The sequence below is a fragment of the Dokdonella sp. genome, assembly GCF_017744955.1.
GTDB lineage: Bacteria > Pseudomonadota > Gammaproteobacteria > Xanthomonadales > Rhodanobacteraceae > Dokdonella_A.
This window is the reverse complement of sequence record NZ_JAGIAG010000006.1, coordinates 247,587-273,828: the sequence shown is the minus strand read 5'-3', so window position 1 is coordinate 273,828 and position 26,242 is coordinate 247,587. Positions and strand designations below refer to the sequence as shown.

At 70.2% G+C, this 26,242-nt stretch carries 16 protein-coding genes and 1 pseudogene; 11 read left to right on the top strand and 6 right to left on the bottom strand.

Going from position 1 to position 26,242, the window contains the following annotated elements; all coding sequences use genetic code 11:
* Positions 1-234: 234 nt before the first annotated feature.
* From J7520_RS14520 to J7520_RS14505, 4 genes are all read left to right on the top strand, one after another.
* Entirely contained in the window at positions 235-2,430 is a 2,196-nt protein-coding gene (locus J7520_RS14520) for a sialidase family protein (RefSeq protein WP_291189503.1), read from the top strand.
* Between the two features lie 122 nt (positions 2,431-2,552).
* Entirely contained in the window at positions 2,553-4,979 is a 2,427-nt protein-coding gene (locus J7520_RS14515) for a winged helix-turn-helix domain-containing protein (RefSeq protein WP_291189501.1), read from the top strand.
* A gap of 240 nt (positions 4,980-5,219) precedes the next feature.
* Entirely contained in the window at positions 5,220-6,329 is a 1,110-nt protein-coding gene (locus J7520_RS14510) for a serine hydrolase domain-containing protein (protein WP_291189583.1), read from the top strand.
* 121 nt (positions 6,330-6,450) lie between these two features.
* Positions 6,451-7,197, top strand: a complete 747-nt coding sequence (locus J7520_RS14505) for a queuosine precursor transporter (RefSeq protein WP_291189499.1) — start codon at positions 6,451-6,453, stop codon at positions 7,195-7,197.
* Between the two features lie 31 nt (positions 7,198-7,228).
* Here J7520_RS14505 and J7520_RS14500 read toward each other — a convergent pair whose 3' ends face one another.
* Positions 7,229-8,587, bottom strand: a complete 1,359-nt coding sequence (locus tag J7520_RS14500; RefSeq protein ID WP_291189497.1) for an MATE family efflux transporter — start codon at positions 8,585-8,587, stop codon at positions 7,229-7,231.
* Positions 8,588-8,715: 128 nt separating this feature from the next.
* Here J7520_RS14500 and J7520_RS14495 point away from each other — a divergent pair, with 128 nt between their 5' ends.
* Both J7520_RS14495 and abc-f read left to right on the top strand, forming a co-directional pair.
* The gene (locus J7520_RS14495; RefSeq protein ID WP_291189495.1) at positions 8,716-9,711 is read left to right on the top strand and encodes an LLM class flavin-dependent oxidoreductase; all 996 of its coding nucleotides are present in this window, start codon (positions 8,716-8,718) and stop codon (positions 9,709-9,711) included.
* A gap of 48 nt (positions 9,712-9,759) precedes the next feature.
* A pseudogene (gene abc-f, locus J7520_RS14490) lies at positions 9,760-11,382 on the top strand (ribosomal protection-like ABC-F family protein); the annotation flags it as partial.
* A gap of 168 nt (positions 11,383-11,550) precedes the next feature.
* Here the strand turns inward: abc-f and J7520_RS14485 are convergent.
* Entirely contained in the window at positions 11,551-12,111 is a 561-nt protein-coding gene (locus J7520_RS14485; protein ID WP_291189493.1) for a hypothetical protein, read from the bottom strand.
* A gap of 110 nt (positions 12,112-12,221) precedes the next feature.
* Between J7520_RS14485 and J7520_RS14480 the strand changes: the two genes are divergently transcribed.
* The 3 genes from J7520_RS14480 to J7520_RS14470 all read left to right on the top strand — a co-directional run bounded on the left by J7520_RS14480 (position 12,222) and on the right by J7520_RS14470 (position 14,340).
* Positions 12,222-12,593, top strand: a complete 372-nt coding sequence (locus J7520_RS14480; protein WP_291189491.1) for a YajD family HNH nuclease — start codon at positions 12,222-12,224, stop codon at positions 12,591-12,593.
* Between the two features lie 13 nt (positions 12,594-12,606).
* Entirely contained in the window at positions 12,607-13,329 is a 723-nt protein-coding gene (locus tag J7520_RS14475; protein ID WP_291189489.1) for a 16S rRNA pseudouridine(516) synthase, read from the top strand.
* A 129-nt stretch (positions 13,330-13,458) separates the two neighbouring features.
* Positions 13,459-14,340, top strand: coding sequence for a hypothetical protein (locus tag J7520_RS14470; protein WP_291189488.1), 882 nt, complete (start codon positions 13,459-13,461; stop codon positions 14,338-14,340).
* A gap of 46 nt (positions 14,341-14,386) precedes the next feature.
* On the opposite strand, the gene J7520_RS14465 is transcribed toward J7520_RS14470, so the two are convergent.
* Positions 14,387-14,869 (bottom strand): YajQ family cyclic di-GMP-binding protein, encoded by a 483-nt coding sequence (locus J7520_RS14465; protein ID WP_291189487.1) that lies wholly within the window; start codon positions 14,867-14,869, stop codon positions 14,387-14,389.
* Positions 14,870-14,963: 94 nt separating this feature from the next.
* Between J7520_RS14465 and J7520_RS14460 the strand changes: the two genes are divergently transcribed.
* On the top strand, positions 14,964-15,743 hold the full coding sequence (locus tag J7520_RS14460) for a phosphodiester glycosidase family protein (protein ID WP_291189485.1): 780 nt from the start codon (positions 14,964-14,966) through the stop codon (positions 15,741-15,743).
* A 238-nt stretch (positions 15,744-15,981) separates the two neighbouring features.
* Here J7520_RS14460 and J7520_RS14455 read toward each other — a convergent pair whose 3' ends face one another.
* The 3 genes from J7520_RS14455 to dbpA all read right to left on the bottom strand — a co-directional run bounded on the left by J7520_RS14455 (position 15,982) and on the right by dbpA (position 19,091).
* Positions 15,982-16,578 (bottom strand): DUF1415 domain-containing protein, encoded by a 597-nt coding sequence (locus tag J7520_RS14455; RefSeq protein ID WP_291189483.1) that lies wholly within the window; start codon positions 16,576-16,578, stop codon positions 15,982-15,984.
* The gene (locus J7520_RS14450; protein WP_291189482.1) at positions 16,575-17,585 is read right to left on the bottom strand and encodes a TraB/GumN family protein; all 1,011 of its coding nucleotides are present in this window, start codon (positions 17,583-17,585) and stop codon (positions 16,575-16,577) included. The genes J7520_RS14455 and J7520_RS14450 overlap by 4 nt, the downstream gene beginning before the upstream one ends.
* Before the next feature lie 141 nt (positions 17,586-17,726).
* The gene (dbpA, locus tag J7520_RS14445; RefSeq protein ID WP_291189480.1) at positions 17,727-19,091 is read right to left on the bottom strand and encodes an ATP-dependent RNA helicase DbpA; all 1,365 of its coding nucleotides are present in this window, start codon (positions 19,089-19,091) and stop codon (positions 17,727-17,729) included.
* Between the two features lie 247 nt (positions 19,092-19,338).
* On the opposite strand from dbpA, the gene J7520_RS14440 reads away from it, so the two are divergent.
* Complete coding sequence (locus tag J7520_RS14440; RefSeq protein WP_291189478.1) at positions 19,339-26,193, top strand: choice-of-anchor U domain-containing protein; 6,855 nt, start codon at positions 19,339-19,341, stop codon at positions 26,191-26,193.
* Positions 26,194-26,242: the final 49 nt, after the last annotated feature.

Here is a 26,242-nt window from a genome sequence, read left to right as displayed (position 1 = left end):
GCAACCTGCGGCCAGTCAGCTACATGAACCCAAGCGTTCGCACGGCGGCGGAGATCCGCTGGAAACGCGGTGCAAACGCATCGCAAACACGCCGGGAACGCGGATCGCGGCCGTTGTCATCACCCTGAGCGGCGCCGTCGCAGCGATCGCGCCGGCGACGTCGGGGCTCGCGCCTCCATCCGCAATGCAGAACGATTTGACTCTCGGGGGGTTCTCGATATGACGATTCGCAGATTGCCTTTCTTGTCCGGCCTGGGCTGTTCGCTGGTTGCGCTGGCGGCGGCGCCCGGCCTCGTTCGTTCCACGCCGATCGACGCCACGCGCGCCGAGGCGGGCGACTGGTCCGGTCGCCGGCCCGTGCTGCGGCCGGCGGCGCCGGCGGAGGTGCGCGCCGCGGCCGTGCCGCAAGGCGGCACGGCGGCCGATTGGCGCATGCTCGGCCCGTACGGCGGCGACGTCGCCGACGTCGCCGCTTCGCCGACCACGCCGGGTCTGGTGCTGGCCGGCATCGCGCCGACCAACGGCGCCGCCACCGGCGGCACGCTGTATCGCTCGACCGACGGCACCGCGACCTGGTCGCGGGTGCCCGCGCTGGCCGGCCGCAACGTCTACGACGTCGAATTCGGCAGCGGCAGCAACATCTATCTGGCCACCGACGCCGGCGTCTGGAGCAGCGCCGACGGCGGCGCGACCTGGGTCCAGCGCAATCTCGGCATCGGCCCCAACCAGCAGGTGTTCGACGTCGCGCTGGACCCTGGCAATGCGTCCGTGGTCTGGGCCGGCGTCGCCGACGCGCAAGGCAACCAGGGCGCCAACGTCGTGCGTTCCTCCGACGGCGGCGCGACCTGGACCGACGTGACGCCGCCGCACGCGCCGATGAGCTGCAACGCGATCGCCGTCGATCCGGCCCATCCGGATACCGTGGTCGCCACCTTCGGCGGCGCGATCGGCGGCGGCGAGGTCTGGGTCAGCCAGGACGGCGGCGCGAGCTGGACCAACCGCAGCGCCGGCCTGCCCAACCGCACGATCCGCGCAGCCACGTTCGCCGGCTCGCGCCTGCTGGTCGGCGGCGGCCAGTTGTTCGGCTCGTCCTATGTCGGCCTGTACGGCTCCGACGATCTCGGCGCGACCTGGACGCGCATGGACGACGCGGGCTGGCCGCTGCCGGTGGTCACCAGCATCGCGGTCGACCCCGCCGACGCGCAGACGATCCTGGTCGCCACCGACGGTGCCGGCGTCAACCGCAGCACCGACGGCGGCGCCACCTGGCAGACCGGCATCGGCGGTACGCAGCAGGTCTCAGCGCAGTCGCTGCGCTTCGCGCCGGGTTCGTCCTCGGAGCTGCTGCTCGGCGCCAGCTCGCTCGGCGTGTACCGCTCGCTCGACGCCGGCAGCGGCTTCGCCGCGGCTTCCGTCGGCATCTCCGAGTTCAACCTATTCGCCATCGACACCAGCCCGACCGACGCGAACCAGCTCGCCGTCGCCTTCCAGAGCGACAACGCCGGCGGCATCCTGACCTCGTCGGACGGCGGCGCCACCTGGACGCCGGCGAGCGCGCCGCCGACCCGCTACAGCACGGTGCGCTACGCGCCGGACGGCACGCTGTACGCCCTGTCGACCGGCCCGTCGACGATCGCTCCGGAAGGCCTGTACCGGCGCGAAGTCGACGGCAGCTGGACCAGCCTCGGTCCCGATCAGGGCCCGAACTTCGAATCGGAGCTCTACGCCATCAGCTTCAGTGCGGACGATCCGGACCTGATCCTGCTCGGCGGCGGCGACTTCGGCGGCGCCGGCTGGGCGATGACGGTGTGGCGCTCGGACGATGCCGGGCAGAGCTGGGACAAGCGCTACGCCGGCGCCGACTTCAACAAGGTGATGGACCTGCAGATCGTGCCCGGCAGCGCCGGCGCCCGCATCGTCGGCTCCTACGACGGGTCGGACGCCGCGCAGGCCGGCGGCGCCGTGCATTCGACCGACGGCGGCCTGACCTGGGACCTCGCCTTGAACGGCCTGCCCAGCTTCGCGCGCATGCCGCGCCTGTGCGCCTCCGCCGCGAATCCGGGCGAGGTGTATCTGTCGATGTACGACTCCTGGAGCACCGGTGCGATCTACCGCAGCAGCGACGGCGGCGACAGCTGGAGCTCGACCGGCTGGTCCGGCAACCCGGTGCGCGATATCGCCTGCGATCAGGACGACGCGCAAAGCCTGTACATCGCGCTCGAGGGCGCCGACCGCGTGCAGCGCTCGTCCGACCAGGGCGCGACGTTCGTCTCGTTCTCGACCGGCCTCGACGGCGGCGGCATGCCGGCCGAGCTCGCGCTGTCGAAGACCGGCGCGCCGCAGCTGTACTACGCCGGCTCTCAGGGCGGCTTCATCACCGCACGCGAGGGCGGCGTCGACGACCGCATCTTCGCCGACGGCTTCGATTGACGTCGGCGATGGAAGCCGCGCTGCCGCGCCACGCGGCGTGGCGCGAACTTGCGCCGGCCGGGGCGCCGGGTCGTGACCTGGCGCTCTGGTCAGCTCCGCGCGCGGACATTACCCTCGCGCGGGTGAGTCAGCGCCTGCGGTTCCACCAGTTCGTCATCGACCTCGCCGCGCGCGAGCTGCGCGACGGTGAGCGCCTTCTGCAGCTCTCGCCGAAGATCTTCGACTGCATCGCCTACCTGCTGGAGAACCGCGAGCGCGCGGTCGGCCGCGACGAGCTGATGGCCGCCGTGTGGGGCAGGGCGGACACCGCCGACAGCCAGCTCGGCCAGGCGATGCTGAAGGCGCGCCGCGCGCTCGGCGATTCCGGCGAGGCGCAGCACACGATCCGCACCGTCGCCGGTTTCGGCTATCGCTGGATCGCCGACGTGCAGGAGATCGAGGGCTCCGCCGAGGCGCCGCCGCCGCGCGACGTGGCCGAGGACGTGGTCGCGGCGGAGCCGGCCGACGTGGAGGTCGCAGCGGCGCACGCGGCGCCGCAGGTCGGCGCGCGTCCGCGCTGGATCGCTTACGGCGTCGCCGCGGTCGCGCTGCTCGCCGTGCTGGCGTTCGGCGCCTGGCACCGGCAACGTCAGCAGACGCCGGCCTCGAGCGCGGCCGCCGCCGCGGTGCCGGCCGCGGCGCCGGACACGATCGTCGTGCTGCCGGCGCGCGTCGACGCCGGCGCGGAATTCGCCTGGCTGCGCCTGGGCGTGATGGAATTCGTCGCCACGCGCCTGCGCGCCGCCGGGCAAGTGGTGGCACCGAGCGAGAACGTGGTGTCGGCCCTGCGCGCCGGCGGCGATCCCGAACAATTGCCGGCCGCCGCTCGCGCCGTGCTGAAGCCGCGCTACCTGGTCGTGCCGAGCGCGCGCCGCACCGATCACGGCTGGATCGTCGGCCTGGAACTGCAGGACCGCGACAAGGCCGCGCGCGAAGTGAGCGCGAACGGCGACGACGCGATCGCGGCTGCGCGCGCGGCGAGCGAGCGCCTGCTCGACCTGCTCGGCCGCAAGCAGGCGGGCGCGGCCAACGAGGCGGCGCAGCTGCCGTCGCAGGAACTGCTCTCGCGCATCGACGCGGCGCTGCTGGCGGACGACCTCGACAGCGCGCGGCGCCTGCTGCAGGCCGCGCCGCCGGAACAGCGCCGCACACCGCAGCTGCGCCTGCGCCTGGCCCAGGTCGAGGCCGGCGCCGGCCGCTTCGAAGTCGCCGACACCGAGCTGCAGCGCCTGCTCGCCGACGTGCCGCCGGAAACCGATCCGGTGCTGCGCGCGAGCATCGCCGGCAGTCGCGGCGCGATGCTGATCCGGCTCGGCAAGGCGAGCGAAGCGGAGACGGTCCTGACCGGCTCCTTGCAGGTGCTCGACGGCCGCGGCGATCCGGCGCTGCTCGGCAAGATGCACATGCGACGCGGCGTCGCGCGTGCGCTGCAGGGCAAGGCGGACGAGGCGATGGCCGACTTCGCCCAGTCGCGCATCGCGATGCAGCTGGCCGGCGACGCGCTCGGCCTGGCGCAGATCGACTTGAACGAAGGCGCGCTCAGCGGCGTGCGCAATCATCCGGCCGACGCATTGGAAAGCTTCCAGCGCGCCGAGCGCCAGTTCGAACGCTTCGGCATTTCCAGCGAATGGGTTACCGCACTGACCAACCAGGTCGTCGCGCACCGCACCCTGCTGCAGCCGGTGCAGGCACTCGCCGTCAGCCAGCGCAGCCTGTCGCTGCTCGGCAAGCTGCCTAGCCCGGACCTGGAACATCTGCTCAAGCTGCGCCGCGCGCAGGCCTTCGCCGACAACGGGCGCTGGAGCGACGCGGACATGCTGCTCGGCGAACTCGCGCGCGTGATCGATCCGCTGCGCGAGGCCGAACTGGCCGCACTCAACGCGAGCGAGCGCGCGCTGCTCGAACTCGCGCGCGGCCGCGCCGCGGAAGCGTTCGCGCTGACCGAGCCGACGGTGGAGAAACTGACCGCGCCGGAATTCGCCAGCGCGCGTTCGGAGGCCTGGTTCCTGGCGATCCGCGCGCTGCACGCGCAGGGCCGTCTCGACGAGGCCGGCAGGCAGGTGCCGCGCTATCTCGCCTGGGCCGCCGCGTCGGGCAACACCAATTTCACCATCCACGCGCAGCTGGCGGAGGCCGAGCAGGTCGCCGCCGAACGCCGCTACGCAGACGCCGATCGCCGGTACGAAGAGGCGCTGCGCGCGGCGAACGCGCAAAACGTGCCGGCCGACATCGCCGACGTGGCCGAGTCCTGGGCGGTCTCGCTGATCGCGCGCGGCGAGCTGATCCGCGCCGCGCCGGTGGTCGGCCAGCTGGCGCGTTTCGCCGAGCACGATTTCGGCAGCGCGCTGCTGCAGGTGCGGCTCTACCACGCGCTCGGACAGAACGAAGCCTGGCGCAGCGCGCTCGAGCACGCGCGCGCGCTGGCGATGGAGCGTCCGATTCCGGCCGAGCTGGCCAAGCCGCCGGTAACGGTCAAGATCGGCAGCACCACCGCCGATGCAGCGCGCTGACGCGGCAGCGAGCAGCGGCTACGATCCGTGACAACCAGGGTCTTCATCGATGATGATGATGTCGTCCGGCCCATCGTCGCGGCGCAGGCTTCGCGCGAGCGCCTTCGATTCCGGCATCTGCTTCCGACCTTCCAGGCGTGATCCGTCTTCGTGCTCGATTCGCCGGCGCGTCCTCGGCGGCGGGCCGCTGTTCGCGTCGCGTGTGGCAGTAATTTTTCTTGGGGAAAATTGATGTTTTCCATGAAGTGTCGTCTTGTCGCGGTCTTCGTCTCAGCGGTGCTGTCGCTTCCCGTTGCAGCCCGTGCCGCGGAATCGCTGGAGGAGGCGAACCGGCGGGCCGTGCAGTTGATACGGCAGACGATGCAGGAGAAACGCATCCCCGGCTTGCAGGTCGCGGTGGTCAAGGACGATCGGATCGTGTTGTCGCAAAGCTACGGCTTGGCGAATGTCGAGAACCGCGTGCCGGCGACCCGCACTACGCGGTTCCCGATCAATTCCGCGACCAAGGCGTTCACCGGCGTCGCCGCGATGCAGCTGGTCGAGGCCGGACTGGTCGATCTCGACGCTCCCATCTCGCGCTATCTCGACGATCTGCCCGAGGCTTGGCGGCCTGTTCGCGTGCGTCAGCTGCTTGCGCATACGTCGGGTATCCCCGACCTCGTCGGCGAGCGCGGCCTGATCGGAGGAGGCAGCGAAGCGGATGCCTGGAAGGCGGTGAAGGCGCTGCCGATGGCCGCGCCGATCGGCGACCGGTTCGCCTACAACCAGGCCAACTACGGATTGATGGCGCAGATCATCGCCAAGCAAACGAAGATGCCGTACGAGCGCTACGTCGCGGAGCGCATTTTCGACGTGGCGGGCATGCCGGCGTCGACCTTCGGGGACAGCTACGACCTCGTCGCCGACGCCGCCACGATGTACAGCTACACGCCGCGCGGAACGATGGCGAAGGACGACGGCAACCGCCTCTCGCACTGGATCTACGACATACCGTACAGCCTCTGGGCAGGTGGCGGCATCCAGACCACGGCGGACGATGTGGCGCACTGGCTGGTGGCATTGTCGAGCGGGCGGTTGATCAGCGCGGCGCACGTGCGGCAGATGTGGGCGCCGGAAAAACTCAACAGCGGCGCCGACGGGCCGTGGGCGGCAGGATGGCCGGTACTGCAATCGTCCCCCAGGCTACAGGTGGCCGGCATCGGCGGCGCCCGTGCCGCCTTCGTCGTCTACGCGGACGAACGGTTGGCGATCGTCGTGCTGACCAATCTGGTCGGCGCCAATCCACAGGAATTCATTCCGCAGATCGCCGCGGTGTACCGGCCATTGCAGGAGGAAGCCCGCTCGCCCTGAGGCGCGCAATGGAGCCCGCCGCCGGATGCCATGGCGAGGCCGGCACGGCAACGGCTGCGCCGCATATTCGCAAGCACGGCGTCGGCCGCTACCATCCTCGCGCCCGCCTTGGAGCCTGCCGATGAATCCACCTGCTGCCACCGTTCGCGGCTTCCGCTACTACGACCTGCTCGTCGGCGGCATGGTCGCCGTGCTGCTCTGCTCGAACCTGATCGGACCGGCCAAGGTCGGCACGGTGACCTTGCCCCTGCTCGGCGCGCTCAGCTTCGGCGTCGGCAACCTGTTCTTCCCGATCAGCTACATCTTCGGCGACGTGCTGACCGAGGTGTACGGCTATTCGCGCGCGCGCCGCGCGATCTGGGCCGGCTTCGGCGGACTGCTGTTCGCGAGCTTCATGACCTGGGTCATCCTGGTCATGCCGCCGAGCCCGAGCGAACCGTACAACGCGCAGCTGCAGCCGGCGTTGGAAGTCGCGTTCGGCACCACCTGGCGCATCGTGCTCGCCTCGATGATCGCCTACTGGATCGGCGACTTCGCCAACTCCTTCGTGATGGCGAAGATGAAACTGTGGACGCGCGGCCGCTGGCTGTGGACGCGCACGATCGGCTCGACCATGGTCGGACAGGGCGTGGACAGCCTGACGTTCTATCCGATCGCCTTCGCCGGCATCTGGGAAGGCGAGACGATCCTCAAGGTCGTCGCGTTCAACTGGACGATGAAGGTGCTGGTGGAGGTCGTGTTCACGCCGGTCACCTATGCGGTGGTCGGTTTCCTCAAGCGCCGCGAAGGCGTCGACGTGTACGACCGCGGCACGTCCTTCACGCCGTTCAGCCTGCGCGACGAAGGCGAGCAGCGCGCGCTGCGCTGACGACCGGCCGCTTCGGCGGCGTGTTCGGGGATCAGGCCGCCGCCGCGACGAGCGCGCCCGATTCGCGCCGCTGCAGCTCGCGGCGCAGCAGCCACAGGCAGAGCAGGGCCTGGAGCGTCACCGTCGCGACCGAGAGATACCACAGCTGGTGCAACTGGAATCCCGGCTGCGAGGACAGCCACAGCGCCGGCACCGCGGTCAGCACGACGCGTGTCGCGCTCGCGTACAGCGACGGCAGCGTATTGCCGAGCGCCTGGAACATTCCCGCGCAGCTGAAGATCAGCCCCTGCGCGACGAAATTCCACGCGATGATGCGCAGGAATTCGGCGCCGACCTGGATCACTTCCGGATCGGCCGTGAATCCGTGGATCAGCACTTCCGGCTTCCACTGGCAGAACAAGGTCAGCACCAGCATCAGCGCGCTGCCGAGCAGAGCGGCATGGCGGAACGTCGCGCGCACACGCGCCAGCGAGCCGGCGCCGAAGTTCTGTCCGGCCATCGGCGCGACCGCGAACGCGATCGCCATCGCCGGAAGGAAGATCGCCTGCATCACGCGCGAGCCGACGCCGAAGCCGGCCTGCGCATGCGCGCCGAAGGAACGGATCAGCCAGTAGATCAGGCCGAGGTAGAGGAACATGATCACGAACTCGCCGCCGGGCGGCAGGCCGATGCGCAGGATGCGTTGCCAGGTCGGCAGGTGCAGGCGCAGCAGGCTGCGGTCGAAGCCGACGTACTTTTCCATGCGCACGAAGTACCCGGCCATCAGCACCACGCCGACCGCGACCGAGATCGAGCTGGCCAGCGCCGCGCCGGCCACGCCGTACGGCCGGCCGGTGAGCCAGCCGGCGGTGAGGATCGGCGCCAGCAGCGCGTTCAACAGCACCGTCAGCACCTGCACGATCATGCCGGGCTTGGCCAGGCCGGTGCCGCGCAGGGCCGAGCCCATCGCGATCAGCGCGAACTGCAGCGCCATGCCGGGCAGGAACCAGTAGAGATAGGTCGCGCCGGCCGCGCGCGTCGCCTCGTCGGCGCTGAGCGCGCGCGTATAGGGGCCGACCAGGGCGGCGCCGGCGAGCAGGGTCAGCACGGCGAACAGTGCGGCAAGCAGCAGGCTCTGGTTGAAGACCAGGTTCGCGTCGGCGCGGTCCTTGCGGCCGACCGCTTGCGCGATCAGCGCCATCGCACCGACGCCGAGCACCTGGCTCAGCGCCATCACGACGAACTGCACGTTGCCGGCGGTGGCGACGCCGGCGATCGCCGCGTCGCCGATCTGCGCGACGAAATACAGGTCGACCAGCACGTACAGAGTCTGGAACAGCATGCCGATCGCGATCGGCGCGGCGAGCCGCAGCAGATGGCTGGTGATCGAACCGGTGGTGAGGTCGCGCATGGCGGTACGTCGGCGGAGCGGGGCGGCGGAGTGTGCGCTCAAGTCGGCGCCTTGTCTCGTGATGCGGCGGCTTGCGTGCGCCCGCGCGCGCCCCCAAGTGCAACGCTTCGACCGCAAGGAGCGTACGCGTGATTCCTTTTTCCGTCCTCGACCTCGCGCCGGTCTGCGTCGGCAGCGACGCCGCGCAGTCGTTCCGCAACACGCTCGACCTGGCACGCCACGCCGAACGCCTCGGCTATCTGCGCTACTGGCTCGCCGAGCACCACAACATGCCCGGCATCGCCAGCGCGGCGACCACCGTGCTGATCGGCTACGTCGCCGGCGGCACCTCGACGATCCGCGTCGGCTCCGGCGGCGTGATGCTGCCCAACCACGCGCCGCTGCAGGTAGCCGAACAGTTCGGCACGCTCGCTTCGCTGTATCCGGGTCGCATCGACCTCGGCCTCGGTCGCGCTCCCGGCACCGATCACGCCACGGCGCGTGCACTGCGCCGCTACTTCGACAGCGCCGAGGCGTTCCCGAACGACGTGATCGAATTGCTCGGCTACTTCGAGCCGGCGCAGCCGGAGCAGCCGGTGCGCGCCGTGCCCGGCGCCGGCCTCGAGGTGCCGGTGTGGCTGCTCGGCTCGAGCCTGTTCAGCGCGCGCCTCGCCGCTGCGCTCGGCCTGCCTTTCGCGTTCGCCTCGCACTTCGCGCCGGATGCGATGACGCAGGCGCTGGAGCTGTATCGGCGCGAGTTCAAGCCGTCGGCGCGCCTCGCGCAGCCATACGCGATGCTCGCGCTGAACGTCGTTGCGGCGGACACCGACGCCGAGGCGCGCCGCCTGTTCACCACCTTGCAGCAGTCCTTCACCAACCTGCGCCGCGGCCGGCCGGGCCTGATTCCCGCGCCGATCGACGACATCGAAAGCTACTGGACGCCGACGGAGAAGTTCGGCGTCGAGCATGCGCTGGCCTGTTCGGTCGTCGGCGCGCCGGACACGGTGGAACGCGGCATCGCCGAGTTCGTCGAACGCTTCCGCCCCGACGAGCTGATGCTGACGGCGAACCTGTTCGATCACGCCGCGCGCGTGCGCTCGTTCGAGATCGCGGCGGCGGTGCGGGAGAATCTGGCGAAGCGCTGAACGCGCATCGGCTACAATGCGCGCTTTCGCACGTCCGGCAACGCCCCCATGATCGCCTTCCGAAACTTCGCCCTGCGCCGCGGCGAACGCCTGCTCCTGTCCGATGTCGACGTCGCGCTGCACGCCGGCGCCAAGGTCGGCGTGATCGGCCGCAACGGCTGCGGCAAGTCGAGCCTATTCGCCACCGTGATGGGCGAGATCGAGCCCGACAAGGGCGACATCGACCTGCCCAACCGCCTGCGCCTGGCCAGCGTCGCGCAGGAAACGCCGTCGCTGCCGGACGCGGCGATCGATTTCGTCGTCTCCGGCGACACCGAGGTGCATTCGATCCTCGAGGCGGAAAAAGCCGCGACCGCGGCCGAGGACTGGGACGGCGTCGCCGCCGCGCACCAGAAACTCGCCGAGATCAACGGCTACGACGCCGAGGCGCGCGCCGGCCGTCTGCTGCACGGTCTCGGCTTCCGCCCGGAAACGCATCGCATGGCGGTGTCGGAATTCTCGGGCGGCTGGCGCGTGCGCCTGAACCTCGCGCGCGCGCTGATGCAGCCGTCGGATCTTCTGCTGCTCGACGAGCCGACCAACCACCTCGACCTCGACGCGGTGCTCTGGCTCGAGCAGTGGCTGCAGAAATATCCCGGCATGCTGCTGATGATCTCGCACGATCGCGAGTTCCTCGACGGACTGTGCACGCACACGCTGCACTTGCACGACCAGCGCGCCAAGCTCTACAGCGGCGACTACACCAGCTTCGAGCGCCAGCGCGCCGAGCACCTGCGCCAGCAGCAGATCGCATTCGAGAAGGAGCAGGCCGAGCGCGCGCACCTGCAGGCCTTCATCGACCGCTTCAAGGCGAAGGCGAGCAAGGCCAAGCAGGCGCAGTCGCGCGTCAAGCGCCTGGCCAAGCTGGCCGGCACCGAGGCGGTGCGCGCCGAGCGCGAGATCCGCATCAACTTCGCCCAGCCAGCCAAGCTGCCGCATTCGCTGCTGCGCCTGAATCTGGTCGACGCCGGCTACACGCTGGACGGCAACGCGCACGCCGGGCCGTCGGACCACGACGTGCCGGAGGAGGGCGACCACGTCACCATCCTGCGCAAGGTCAAGTTCGGCCTCGAAGCCGGCGATCGCATCGGCCTGCTCGGCCCGAACGGCGCCGGCAAGTCGACGCTGGTGAAGACGCTGGTCGGCGAGCTGCCGCTGCTGGACGGCGAGCGCACCGCGCATCCGGACCTCGTGCTCGGCTACTTCGCGCAGCACACGGTCGAATCGCTGCACGAGGGCCAGACGCCGATCGACCACCTGCGCGAAATCGCGCCCGGCGTGTCGACGCAGGAGTTCCGCGACTACCTCGGCCGCTGGCAGTTCCCAGGAGACCGCGCGTTCGAAGTCGTCGACGGCTTCTCCGGCGGCGAGCGCGCGCGCCTGGCGCTGGCGCTGATCGCCTGGCGCAAGCCGAACGTGCTGCTGCTCGACGAACCGACCAACCACCTCGACCTCGAGATGCGCGAGGCGCTGGCCGAAGCGCTCAGCGACTTCGACGGCGCGATCGTGCTGGTCTCGCACGACCGCCACCTGACCGGCCTGGTCTGCGACACCTTCTGGCGCGTCGCTGACGGCAAGGTCGAGGAGTTCAACGGCGACCTCGACGAATACGCGGCGTGGTTGCGCGCGCGCGGCTCCAACGGCGGTGGCGAGTCGGAGGCCAAGTCCAAGGCGAAAGAAAAGGAAAAGCCGGCCGCGAGTGCTGGCAAGGTGCCGGACTACACCCCGAAGAAGCAGCGCGGGGCGGGGCGCTGAAACCGGCCCGGTCGGACCGGTTTCCTCATCGCAACGAACGATCCATCAGGCGGCCGGCCACAGCCACGCGAAGGTGGCGGCCGTGACGATCGCGTAGAGCAAGCCGTCGATCGCGTACTTCAACGAAACGATCCACGGCTGCCCGCGCCAGATCGCATTGGTCGGCTCGCCGAACGAGTAGCCGAGCAATGCGGCGAGGCCGACCGTGTGCCAGATCGCATGCGTGCCGGCGCTCGGCGGCAGCACGGCTCCGGCCAGGCCGGCGCAGACGATCGAGATCGCCAGGCAGAGCAGGAACCACGCGCCGAGGTGGGCGCCGAGGCTCTTCATGCCGTTGGGACTGAGGTAGATCTTCGCCACCGGGCCTTGTGCGAATTTCGCCTGCACCGCCGGATCCTTGAACGTGGCCGGGTCGCAGAACGGGATCATGTACAGCCCCGGCGCGGGGCCGTTCCTGCGCATCGCCGCGGCGACTTCGTCCTCGTTCGCGAAGCCCTTCATGTCCGGCGCGTGCCAGAACGTGAAGGCCATGTTGATCACGGCGCTGGCCAGGAAGACGAACACGGCCGAGAGCAGGATCGGCAGCCAGAACGACATCAGGAACATGACATCCCTCCCGTGGTGGTCGTGGACAGTCTACTGCGCGCGAGCGGCCGCGAGCATCGCGACGAAGATTTCGCTATCGTCGCCGACCACTGCCCCCGAAGCCTGCGAGCATGACGGCCGGAAAGCTGGACAACACCAAACTCGACCGCATCGTCGCCGAAGCGCGCCGCGCCGCCGAACAGCGCGGCCACGGCTACCGGGAGCGCGCATTGCAGATGTATCCGTGGGTCTGCGGCCGCTGCGCGCGCGAGTTCACGCGCGCCAACGTGCAGGAGCTGACCGTGCACCACCGCAACCACGACCACGATTTCAATCCGCCCGACGGCAGCAACTGGGAGCTGCTGTGCGTGTACTGCCACGACAACGAGCATTCGCGCTACATCGACCACGTCGAAGGCGACACCGGCGAGGCGGCGGTAGCAGCGGCGACGAACAATCCGTTCGCCGACCTCAAGAGCCTGCTCGCGCGCGGCAAGGGCTGAGTCGTCGATCGCAATGAAGCTGGTCAAACGGATCGCCAATCTCGGCTACGGCAGCCGCAAGCAGGTCACGACGATGTTCCGCGAGGGGCGCGTCACCGACGCGGCGGGCGAGGTGCTGTACGCGGACGACAAGATCGAGCACGAGTCGATCCGCCTCGACGGCGAGCCGCTCGATCCGCCGCCGGGCCTGGCGCTGATGCTGCACAAGCCGACCGGCTACACCTGCTCGACCAAGGACGCCGGCCGGCTCGTCTACGACCTGCTGCCGCCGCGTTTCCGGCTGCGCGATCCGTCGCTGTCGACGGTCGGCCGCCTCGATCGCGACACCTCGGGTCTGCTGCTGCTGACCGACGACGGTGCGCTGCTGCACCGGATCATCTCGCCGCGCGCGAACGTGGTGAAGCGCTATCGCGCGACGCTGGCCGAAGACCTGCGCGGCGACGAGGCGGCGCTCTTCGCCAGCGGGACGCTGATGCTCGATTCCGAGACCACGCCGCTGGCGCCGGCGCAGCTCGAAGCGCTCGCACCGCGCGAGGCGGAGCTGTCGATCACGGAAGGCCGCTACCACCAGGTGCGGCGCATGTTCGCCGCGGTCGGCAACCACGTGCTCGCGCTTCACCGCGTCGCGATCGGCGGGCTGGCGCTCGGCCACCTGCCGCCGGGCGCATGGCGCGCGCTCGGCGTGGACGAGATCGCTTCGTTGTTCGAAACCTCGGGAGAATCGGTCTCCGGTTGAATTCGAGGCGTCGTCCGCGACCTTCGCGGGCCTGACGCGCGTACGTCCGCAACGCCGCCGCTGGTGCGGAGCCCAAAGACCGCTGCACAATGCGCGACGGGGTGTCGCTCGATCGGAAGGGGGAAGTGCATGAAACGTCTGCTGTGGGCGGGGGTGTTGCTGGTCGCTGGTTGCGCTTCGGGGCCGCACGTCCAGCGCGAGCGGCTGGCATTGCCGTTGGCGTCGAACGTCGATGCGGAGGTTCGCCTGACGCAGCACCGGATCGAGGTCTCGCACGGGAATTCGACCGTCGGTACGGCCGCGGGCTTGCAGATGGCTTCCTCGCCGGGCGTCGCCGCCGGAGGATTCGCCGCCGGGGCGGCTGCCGGCCTGATCGGCGCGCTGGTCGACGCTGCGGTCGACGCGCATCGCCAGAGCGTCGCCGAGGAAGCGTCGAAGCCGCTGCGAGCGGCCACGCAGTCGCTGGATATCGACACCCTCATCCGGCGCAGTTTCGACGGTCTCGATGAGAACCTGATCGCCGCAAACATCGCGGTTGAAGTGCTCGATCGAAGCGAGGCGGAAGATGAAAAGCACAAGCGCCTGAAAGCCGGAACGAACATTCTGGTGCTGGTGCCGAGCTATTCGGTCAGCTACGACGGAGAGACATTCACCTACTCGCTTTTCGCCAGGATCGTCGATCGTACGTCGGGTTCGAACGGAAGGCTGAAGACCACCGCGCGCTACACGCAGGTCGTCTCCTACGTTCTCCAGGCGAGGGATCTGCCCGGCGGCAGCCGGTTCCAGCAGTTGTCCGCAGAGGACTGGCAGCGCATTCTGACCGAGGCGACGACGGAAGCCGTGGCGATGCTGAACTACGACCTCGGCGCACAGCCCAGCAATACGCTGCCCAAACGCGACTACGGGCGCATGCCGGTATTGCTCGATCAGGAGCGCGGCGGGCGTGCGTGGGTTCGTACGAGTTTTGCGCTGATGAGCGTTCCGGCGTCGAGCTTGAAGCAGCGTTCCTGAAGCGGTCGCTCGACTTGGCGGTGCCGGTCTCGCGGCGTTCGTCAGGTCAGTCGCGGAAGTTGTCGAACTGCAGCGGCACCTCGAACTCGCCCTTGCGCAGCAGCGCGATCGCCAGCTGCAGGTCGTCGCGCTTCTTGCCGGTGACGCGCAGCTTCTCGCCGTTGATCTGCGCTTCGACCTTCAGCTTGGCCGCCTTGATCGCGGCGACGATCTTCTTCGCGACCGGCTGCTCGATGCCTTGCTTGACCGTGATCTTCTGCTTCGCCGCGGCCAGATTGACCTCCGGCTCGGCGGCGTCGAGGCAGCGTACGTCGATGCCGCGCGCGGCGAGGCGCGCGCGCAGGATGTCGCCCATCTGCTTGAGCTGGAACTCGCTCGGCGCGGACTGCGTGATGACGGAGCCTTCCAGCTCGAAGCGCGCGTCGCTGCCCTTGAAGTCGAAGCGGTTGCCGAGTTCGCGGTTGGCCTGGTCGACCGCATTGGTCAGTTCGTGCTTGTCGACTTCGGAAACCACGTCGAACGAGGGCATGGCGACGCTCGGCTGCAAGGAGGGGACGACAGTGTAGCGGCGCGGCACGCGCGGTTAACGCAATCGCAAGCCCGCTTTGAGCGACAATCCGGGCATGAAGGCACGACTCGTCTCCTCCCTGCTGCTGGCCGCCGTGTCGTTCGCGACGGCTCCGCGTTCCGTGGATGCGGTCGAAAGCCGCGTGCAGCGCTTCGACGCGATCGACTACCGCGTGGTCGCGGTCGACCTGAAGCGCGACGCGCTCGAGGCGCACTGGCGCGATGCGGACGGCAACCCGTTCGCCAGCATCGACGCGCTCAAGCGCTGGGGCGAAGGGCAGGGACGCAGGCTGCTGTTCGCGACGAATGCCGGCATCTACGACCGCCAGTTCCGCCCGCTCGGCCTTTACGTCGAGGACGGGCGCATCTTGCGGCCGTTGAACACGACCAAGGGCAATGCGCGCGCGGGCAATTTCTCGATGCAGCCGAACGGCGTGTTCTCGATCGACCGTCAGGGCCGCGCCGCGGTCGTCGCGACCGACGACTGGAGCGGCCGCGGCATCGACGCCAGGCTGGCGACGCAGTCCGGGCCGATGCTGGTCGTCGCCGGCGAGATCAACGCGGAGTTCGTCGAGGACTCCGACAGCCTGAAGTGGCGCAGCGGCGTCTGCGCACGCACGCCGGACGAAGCGGTGTTCGCGGTCAGCCTCGCGCCGGTGACGTTCCACGCGTTCGCGCGCCTGTTCCGCGACGAGATCGGCTGCCGCGAGGCGCTGTACCTGGACGGCACGCTGTCGCGCATCTACACCGAGGCGGACGGCTACGCCGGCGCGCCGCCGATGATGGTCAAGCCGTACGCGGGAATGCTGGCGGTATTCGGCGCGACGGCGGAGTAGCTGCGCCGCGGAGGAATTCCCTTCTCCCGGAGGAGAAGGGCGAAGACGTTCGATCGCAAGCGGTTTAGCGTCCCTTCGCCGCCTTCTTCGCGGCTTTCTCGGCGCGCTTTTCCTTCAGGTTCTTTTCCGGTTTCTTCTTCTCGGTCTTCTTCTGGTTCAAGCCTTTCATACGGCCTCCTGGACGGTGTGGTCAGTGGCGTCGCCGCCGGTGAGGCTTGCGGCGGCGCCACCGCAAATCCTAGTCGTTCCGCCGGCGCGTTGAAATATCCCCTTGGTCGTCCCAGAGCGCGTTCCAGCCATCCGGCCCGAGCCGGCGCAGGGTGTCGATGTTGCGCTGGTAGATCGCTTCGGGATCGCGCACCGATTCGACCGCCGCCTCGACGCTGTCGACGCGCAGCAGGTGCAGGATCGGATACGGCGAGCGGTTGGTGCAGTTCTCGATCGCGTCGGCTTCGGCGTCGCCGAACTGGTAGCGTGGGTGGAAGCTGGCGATCTGCAGGTCGGCGTCGAGGTCCAGCTCGCCGAGCGTCGCTTCGGCGACGTCGAGGAAATCGTTGTAGTCGAGGAAATCGTCGAGCACGTGCGGATGGATCAGCAGGGTGGTTTCGAGCGCCTGCGGATCGCTTTCGACCAGCCGCTGCGCTTCTTCGCGCAGGTCCGCCGCGAGCGCCTCGGTGTCGCGCGCGGCGCTGACGCGGTAGCGCACGCGCTGCTGCGCGAACGGCGTGCGCGCGAACGGGCACAGCCCGAGGCCGATCACGGCGCGCTCGATCCAGCGCCGGGTCGCCGCGATCACCTCGGCGTCGGAATCCGCGTCCGGCGATGCGTCCGTCATTCCGGCGCCTCGACCGCGTAGCCCTTCGCGCCGAGGCGCGAGAGCCAGCCGTCGTTCTTGGTCAGCTCCTCCATCGGCAGCACGGCGAACGTGCTCGCGTTGCGCGCGAGCGCGTTTTCGGCGGCCCTGGTCCATTCCTCGGCGACGCGCGCCTGCGCCGCGGCGATGCGTTCGCGCAGGCCCGGCGCGCTGGCGACGCCGCTGATGCAGGTGCGCGTCTGGTCGACGTAGGGGAGGTTGCGCAGGCTTTCCAGATCGCCGCTGGCCCAGGCGTTGGCGCGCTGCTTCATCGCCGCGAGATCGGTTTCCAGCCGGTCCATCGTCGCGCGCAGGCAGGCGACGTCGGCCTCGCGCGGCGAGCTCTTGAACTCGCGGATCGCCTGGCGCGGATCGTCGACCTCGATCTCGACGTTGACTTCCTCGACCTTCACGCCGTGCTGCTTGGCGATCTCGCGCACCAGCGACTGCGCGTCGTTCTTCAGGCTGAGTCCGGACTTGGCGATCGCCTTGCGGTACAGCTCGCGCGCGGCGAACATCGGTCTTTGCCGCTCGATGCCCTTGTCGCGGCCGATGTAGCGTTCCTTCAATACCTGCCAGCGCGCGTACAGGTCCGGCGGCAGCACGTCCTCGAGCTTGTCGCCGTCGGCGTTCTTGCGCACGCCGATCAACGAAGGCAGCAGGGTCAGGCGGCGGAAGAAGCCGATCTCGACGTTCGCGCGCGGCGTGGTCAGCACTTCCTGCGACTGCGCGATGAGTTCCTCGGCCTGCTTGGAGCGCCAGCTCATGCCGGCCGGCAGCGGCGACCAGGTGCCGAGGATCCACAGCACGTGGTCGCCTTTCGACACCTTCCACAGTCCCGGCCCGGGCTGCTCGCCGGTGACCAGCACGGTATCCATGACCGGTGCGTCGACCGTCGGCGGCGGTGCCGCGGCCGGCGGCTCCTCGGCGGCAACGGCGCCAGCGAGCGCCAGCGAGAGAATGCCGCACAGCACACGGCTTGGAAGCATGGGGCGATCCTGTCCGGAAAACCGGTGAAGCGTACGCAGGGAATGGTGAATCGCGTTTGACGCCGCGGGCGGCGGATCGCGCCGCACGGGCTCATCCGATGGCCGCTGCCTTGATTCCGCATCCGCGCGAGCGCGGCCGATTCACAGCCGCGCCACGCGCACGTTGCGTCCCTTGATGCGGCCGGCGCGCAGGCGCGCCAGCGCCTGCGCCGCGTCCTCGCGGCGGATCGCGACGTAGCAGCGCGTCGGGAACACGTCGATCTTGCCGACCGCCGCGGCGGGCAGGCCGGCGTCGCCGGTCAGCGCGCCGAGGATGTCGCCGGGACGCATCTTGTCGCTGCGGCCGGCGTCGATGCGCAGCGTCGCCATCGGCGCCGGCAGCGGCGCGGGCCGGTTCGTCTTCAGCGTCTCCCAGCGCAGCTCGGCGCCGTTGGCTTCGGCGAGCTTGCGCGCCCGCGGCTGCTCGCGCGGAGCGACGAGGTTCAGCGCCAGCCCGCTGCGGCCGGCGCGGCCGGTGCGGCCGATGCGGTGCAGGTAGGTGTCGGCGTCCGGCGGCAGCTCGTAGTTGACCACGGTGTCGAGGTCCTTGACGTCCAGCCCGCGCGCGGCGACGTCGCTGGCGACCAGGACGCGGCAGCTGCGGTTGGCGAAGCGCACGAGCACCTCGTCGCGATCGCGCTGGTCGAGATCGCCGTGCAGCGCGAGCGCGTGGATGCCGGCGCCGCCGAGCGATTCGGCCACCTCGTCGACCTCGCGCCGCGTGTTGCAGAACACGATGCACGATTCCGGCGCGGTCTCGCCGAGCAGCGCCGCCAGCGCGGCGGGCTTGCGCGGCGTATCGACCTCGTAGAAGCGCTGCTCGATCTGCGGTTTCTCCTGCGCGTCGGCGATCGTCACCTCGACCGGCTCGTGCAGGAATTCGCGGCCGATGCGGCGGATGTCTTCGGGGTAGGTGGCCGAGAAGAGCAGTCCCTGGCGCTGCGGCGGCAGGTGGCGGACGATCTCGCGGATCGCCTTCTCGAAGCCCATGTCGAGCATGCGGTCGGCTTCGTCGAGCACCAGCGTGCGCACCTTCGCCAGCGACAGTGCGTTGGTCTCCAGCACCTCCTGCACGCGTCCCGGCGTGCCAACTACCACGTGCGAGTCCTTGCGCAGCGAGGCCAGCTGCGGCGCCAGCGGCACGCCGCCGGTCAGCAGCAGCACCTTGAGGTTCGGAATCGCCGCCGCCAGCCGGCGGATCTCCTTGGCGACCTGGTCGGCCAGTTCGCGCGTCGGACAGAGCACCAGGGCCTGCGGCTTCACGTAGGCGGGATCGAGCCGGTGCAGCAGGCCGAGGCCGAAGGCGACGGTCTTGCCGCTGCCGGTCGGCGCCTGCGCGATCAGGTCGCGCCCGTCCAGCAGGGCCGGCAGGGCGGCGGCCTGCACCGGCGTCGTCTCGACGTAGCCGAGTCCGTCGAGCGCGCGCTGCAGGGGAGCGGAAAGGGGGAGGGAGGAGAAGGTAGGCATGCGCAATTCTCGCAGGTCGCGCGCGAGCGTGCGATTCGGGCCCGGCGCGCCGCGGGAAGGGCGGCCGGGGCCACGGATCGGCGGCGCGCCTTCCTTGCCGTCCTGTCGCCGCGGGTGCGGGGTCGATGTGCCTGCAATGTGAAGTTGGGGAATTTGTCTAATTGATCACACTTGCATCTGTAACTTTTTAGCGCGACGCTTGCGCATCAGTACGTCGCAACGACGTGCTGCTCCAGGGGGAGACCACATGTTCGTATCGTTCCGAGTCGGGGGCCGACGCCTGCTGCGTCCGGCACTGCTGGCCGTGCTCGTCGCCGCTTCCGGCGTCGCCTTTGCCGCTCCCGGCGACCCCGTCGGGCCGCTGGCGAACGTGGCGGCCGGCGGCGTCCTGAACCACGATCCGTTTTTCAAGGACAACCATCCGGTCCGCGCGCTGGTCGGCCTGACCGGCGGCAACGTCGTCGCCGCGTGGAGCTCGCGGCCGAACGCCGCCGCGTCGCCCGATTCGCCCGACGGCGCCAACGGCAAGCTGCACGGCGCGTTCTTCAAGATCCTGTCGGGAACCACCGGCACGCCGGTCTCCGGCGTGGTCGCGCCGTACCTGGACATCAACGCCGACGGCACCGGGCGCCAGAACACGCCGCAGCTCGCCGCACTCAGCGGCGGCGGCTTCGTGATGGTGTGGAACTCGGCCGGCGGGCCGGGCGACACCTATCAGAACGGCGCTTCCGGCGGCGACGCCTACGGCCGCGTCTACAGCGCGACGGGCACTCCCGTCAGCGGCACGTTCCACATCAACGAGAACGATCCCAACGGCGCCCCGGACGAGCAGGATCCCGCCGCCGTGGTCGGCCTGACCGGCGGCGGCTTCGCCGTCGTCTGGCACGACGAGAACGACGCCAGCGGCAATACCGACGACTACTTCCTGCGCGTGTACTCCGCCAACGGCACGCCGCAGGCGGCGAGCGTGCGCCTGGGCGGCGCCGGCCAGAACGCGTTCTTCAAGGACTTCGACAACCTGCTCGGCGGGCGCAGCCTGATCGCGCTCGCCAACGGCAACGTCGCGGTCGCCTGGAGCACGCGCGACCAGAACAACGACGGCACCGGCGTCAGCACGGACGGCGGCGGCGGCGCCGGCTACATCCAGGTGTTCAACGCCGCGGGCGCGGCGGTGTCCGGCCTGATCCTTCCCTATGCCGACATCAATCCGGACGGCAGCGGCAACCAGGACGCGCCGCAGCTCGCCGCGCTCGCCGGCGGTGGTTTCGTCGCCACCTGGAACTCCAACCGCAACACGAACGATCCCGGCTTCGTCGACGCCGGCGCCGGCTTCAACGGCACGACCGGCGGCGAGGCCTACGCGCGCACGTTCAACGACTCAGGCGTGGGCACCAGCACGACGGTGCGCGTGAACGACCTGCGTACCGACGACAGCGAATACCCATATGGGGTGGTAGCCCTGACCGGCGGCGGCTTCGCCATCGTCTGGAAGGAGGACGACGACGCCACCGGCAACACCGACGACTTCTACGCGCGCGCGTTCACCGCCGGCGGCGCGCCGGCCGGCCCGAGCATCATGATCGCCGGCCCGGCGTCCGACGCGCTGTTCGACGACTACGACGCGGCGCGCGGCCTGATCGCACTCGACGACGGCGGCTTCGCGGCCGGCGTGCGCGTGCGCACGTCGGGCAGCGGCGGCACCGGCACCTCGATCGACGGCGGCGGCTACGCCTCGGCGGTCCGCTTGTTCAACGCCAACGGCACGGCGCGCACCGGCGTGCTGTTCCCATACACGGACATCAATCCCAACGGCAGCGGTAGCCAGAACATCCCGAAGCTGGCGGCGACCAGCGGCGGCTTCGCGGTGACCTGGAATTCCGCGCACAACGAAGACGACGGCGCGAATAACGACCAGGGCAACGGCAGCAACGCCACCAGCGGCGGCGACACCTGGGTGCGACTGTTCAACAATGCCGGCAATCCGGTGCATGCCTCGATCCGCGTGCACGACAGCGAGCCGACCGGTACGCCCGACGAGCAGACGCCGCAGGCCATCGTCAAAGCCGGCAGCGGCTTCGCCGTGCTGATGCGCGACGAGAACAACGCCACCGGCAACACCGACGACCTCTACGCGCGCGTGTTCGGCGACGTGCCGGCGGCGGCACCGGAGATCGCGGTGGAGCAGCCGGCCGGAACCAACATCGCCGACGGCGGCAGCAAGGCGTTCGGCTCGATCTACCTCGGCAGCAATACCAGCCTGACCTTCACGATCCGCAATTCCGGCACCGCCAACCTCACCGGCCTTGCGATCACCAAGACCGGCGCCAACCCGGGCGACTTCACCGTCACCGCCAATCCGACCGCGCCGGTGGCGGCGTCGGGCACGACCACGTTCACCGTGCAGTTCGCTCCCGGCGCGGCCGGCGCGCGCAGCGCCGACATCCACATCGCCAGCAACGACGCCGACGAGAATCCGTTCGACATCACGCTGACCGGCACCGGTGTGGCGCTGCCGAACCTGAGCATCAACGACGTCTCCCTCAACGAGGGCAACAGCGGCACCACCACCTTCGCCTTCACCGTCAGCCTCAGCGCGCCAGCGGGGCCGGGCGGCGTCACTTTCGACATCGCGACCGCCAACAACACCGCCGTCGCGCCGGGCGACTATGCGCAGAAATCGCTGACCGCGCAGACGATTCCGGCCGGCAGCTCGACCTATGCGTTCAGCGTGCTGGTCAACGGCGATCTCACGGCCGAGGCGAACGAGACCTTCTTCGTCAACGTCACCAACGTGACCAACGCGACCGTGACGGACGCGCAGGGGCAGGGCACCATCGTCAACGACGACGTCGCCGGCTTCGCGGTGACGCCGACGACCGGCCTGGTCACCACCGAAGCCGGCGGCACCGCTGCCTTCACCGTCGCGCTGACCTCGCAGCCCACGGCGAACGTCACCGTCGCGCTGAGCAGCAGCGACACCAGCGAAGGCACCGTGTCGCCGAGCAGCCTGACCTTCACGCCGGCCAACTGGAGCACGGCCCAGCCGGTGACCGTCACCGGCGTCGACGACGCGGTCGACGACGGCGACGTGCCTTACACCGTGCTCACCGGCGCGGCGGCCAGTGCCGACGGCGCGTACAACGGCATGAACCCGGCCGACGTCGCCGCGACCAACCTCGACGACGACGCCGCCGGCATCGTGGTCAGCCCGACCAGCGGACTGGTCACCACCGAGGCCGGCGGCGTCGCCACGTTCGCCGTCGTGCTCACCTCGCAGCCGACCGCCGACGTCACGATCCCGCTGTCGAGCAGCGATGCCGGCGAGGGCATCGTGGTCGGCGCGCCGGGCGTGACGTTCACCGCGGCGAACTGGAACGTGCCGCAGAACGTCTCGGTTATCGGCGTCGACGACCTGGTCGACGACGGCGACGTCGCCTACGCGGTCGTGACCGCGCCGGCGATCAGCGCCGATCCCGGCTACAACGGACGCGACGCCGCCGACGCGGCGGTCACCAACCTCGACGACGACACCGCCGCGATCGCGGTGTCGACGACGGGCGGCCTGAACACGACGGAAGCCGGCGGCACCGCGACGTTCACGATCGTGCTCGGCAGCCAGCCGACCGCCGACGTGACGATCGCGCTGTCCAGCAGCGATACCGGCGAAGGCACGGTCGCGCCGGCCAGCGTGACGTTCACCGCGGCGAACTGGAACGGCGCGCAGACGGTGACCGTCACCGGCGTCGACGACGACGTCGACGACGGCGACGTCGCCTACACCATCCTCACCGCACCGGCGACGAGCGCCGACGCCGGCTATTCCGGGCGCGACGCCGCCGACGTCGGCGTGACGAACACCGACGACGACACTGCCGGCATCGTGGTGGCGCCCATCGGCGGCCTGGTCACGACGGAGGCCGGCGGCAGCGCGAGCTTCGCCGTCGCGCTGGCCTCGCAGCCGACCGCCGACGTCACCATCGCGCTGAGCAGCAGCGACACCGGCGAAGGCACGGTGTCGCCGGCCAGCATCACCTTCACCGCGGCCAACTGGAGCAGCGCGCAGACCGTGACCGTGAGCGGCGTCGACGACGCGCTCGACGACGGCGACGTGGCGTATACGATCGTCACCGCGCCGGCCACCTCGTCCGATCCGGGCTACGCCGGCCGCGACGCCGACGACGTCGCCGTCAGCAACACCGACGACGACACGGCCGGCGTCAGCGTGACGCCGGCGCTCGGGCTGGTCACCAGCGAGGCCGGCGCCACGGCCGCGTTCAACCTCGTGCTCGACAGCCAGCCGACCGCGGACGTCACCATCGCGCTGGCCAGCGACGATCCGGGCGAGGGCACCGCGCTGCCGGCGAGCGTGACGTTCACGCCGCTGGACTGGGACCAGCCGCAGACCGTGACGGTGACGGGCGTCGACGACTTCGAGGACGACGGCGACGTGGTCTACGCGATCGTCACCGATCCGGCCGCCAGCGCCGATCCGTCCTACGACGGCGTCGACGCGGACGACGTGGAAGTCACCAACACCGACAACGACACCGCCGGCATCACCGTCGCGCCGACCGCCGGCCTGGCCACCACCGAGGCGGGCGGCACCGCGACCTTCACCGTCGTGCTCAATACGCAGCCGACCGCCGACGTCACCATCGGCCTTTCCAGCAGCGATGCCGGCGAGGGCACGGCCGCTCCGGCCAGCGTGGTCTTCACGCCGGCGGACTGGAACGTGGCGCAGACGGTCACCGTCACCGGCGTCGACGATCCGCAGGTCGACGGCAGCGTCGCCTACTCGATCGTGACCGCGCCGGCGACCAGCGCCGATCCGAACTACGCCGGCATCGATGCGGAGGACGTCGCCGCCAGCAACGCGGACGACGACGTGGCCGGCATCGCCGTCTCGCCGACCGCGGGCCTGGTCACCAGCGAGGCCGGCGGCACGGCGACGTTCACCATCGCGCTGAACACGCAGCCGTCCGCCGACGTGACGATCGCGCTGTCGAGCAACGACACGGGCGAAGGCACGGTCGCACCGGCTAGCGTGACGTTCACCGCGTCGGACTGGAACGTGCCGCAGACGGTCACCGCCACCGGCGTCGACGATCCGCTCATCGACGGCGACGTCGCCTACTCGATCGTCACCGCCGCCGCGGTCAGCGGCGATGCGGACTACGCCGGCGTCAACGCCGCCGACGTCATGGTCACCAACACCGACGACGACACCGCCGGCATCACCGTGTCGCCGACCGCGGGCCTGGTCACCAGCGAAGCCGGCGGCAGCGCCACCTTCACCGTGGTGCTGAACACGCAGCCGTCCGCCGACGTGACGATCGCGCTGTCCAGCGACGACACCGGCGAGGGCGACGTCGCGCCGGCGAGCGTCACGTTCACCGCGGCGAACTGGAACACGGCGCAGACCGTCACCGTGACCGGCGTCGACGACGCGCTCGCCGACGGTGACGTCGCCTACGCGATCGTCACCGCGCCGGCCGTCAGCACCGACGCGGACTACAGCGGGATCGACGCCGCCGATGTGTCGGTGACCAATAGCGACGACGACGCGGCCGGCATCACGGTGTCGCCGACCGCGGGCCTGGTCACCAGCGAGGCCGGCGGCACGGCGAGCTTCAGCGTGGTGCTGCGCACGCAGCCGACGGCCGACGTGACGATCGCGCTGTCCAGCAGCGACACCGGCGAAGGCACCGTCGCGCCGAGTAGCGTCACCTTCACGGCGGCGAACTGGAACACGGCGCAGAGCGTGACCGTGACCGGCGTCGACGACGCGCTCGGCGACGGCGACGTGGCCTACACGATCATCACCGCGGCGGCGGTCAGCGCCGACGCGAACTACGCCGGACTCGATGCGCCGGACGTGTCGGTGACCAACAGCGACGACGACGCGACCGGCATCACGGTGTCGCCGACCGCGGGCCTGGTCACCAGCGAGGCCGGCGGCAGCGCCAGCTTCAGCGTGGTGCTGCGCACGCAGCCGACCGCCGACGTGACGATCGCGCTGTCGAGCAGCGATACCGGCGAAGGCGTCGTGGCGCCGGCCAGCCTCACCTTCACGACGGCCAACTGGAACGCCGCGCAGACCGCGACGGTGACCGGTGTCGACGACGCACTCGGCGACGGCGACATCGCCTACTCGATCGTCACCGCGCCGGCGACCAGCGCCGATCCCGGCTACGCCGGCGTCGACCCGCCGGACGTGGCGGTGATCAACACGGACGACGACAGCTCCGGGGTATCCATCACGCCGACCGTGCCGGTCGTCACCAGCGAGGCCGGCGGCAGCGCCACGCTCTCGATCGTGCTGAATGCGCAGCCGAGCGCGGACGTGACCATTCCGTTCGCGTCCAGCGACACCGGCGAGGCGACCGTCGCACCGGCCAGCGTGACCTTCACGCCGGCGAACTGGAACGTCGCGCAGAGCGTGACGATCACCGGCGTCGACGACGTGTCCTTCGACGGCGACGTGGCCTACGCGATCCAGCCGGGACCGGTCGCTTCGGCCGATCCGGTCTACCAGGGCGTCGCGCTGGCGCCGATCGCGGGGACCAACACCGACGACGAGACCGACCGGCTGACCGCCTCGACGGCCACCGGCAGCGGTCCGGCGACGATCGTCATCGCCGGCGGGCAGTGCTCGCTGGATCCGGCGCAGAGCGGCTTCGTGGCGACCAGCGGATTGCAGCTGCCGACCGCGGTGTCGTTCCCGCACGGCGCGGTCGCGCTGCGCGCGCAGGGTTGCGCGGTGGGTACGAGTCTCGCAGTGACGCTGACGTTCCCGTCGCGTCCGGCCGACTGGGCGCTGTGGAAGCTCGGCACCGCATCGGTGCCGGCGACGATCGCGGCGACGGCATCGGGCGCGACCAGCGTCGCCTACACGATCGTCGACGGCGGTCCGCTCGACGCCGACGGCGCGGCCAACGGCGTCATCGTCGACCCGGTCGCGCTCGGCGTTCCGGAGGTGCCGGGCGCCGGAGAAGTCCGGGCGGTGCCGGTCGACGATCCGCGCGCTTTGGCGGTGTTGCTGCTGCTGCTCGCCGTGCTCGGCGGCGCGGTCCTGCGCGGTTCGCGCGGGCGGTCGCCTTAGCGCGATCCGTTGCGCGGTGCCGCCGATTCGGCTTCGGCGGCGCCGCGCG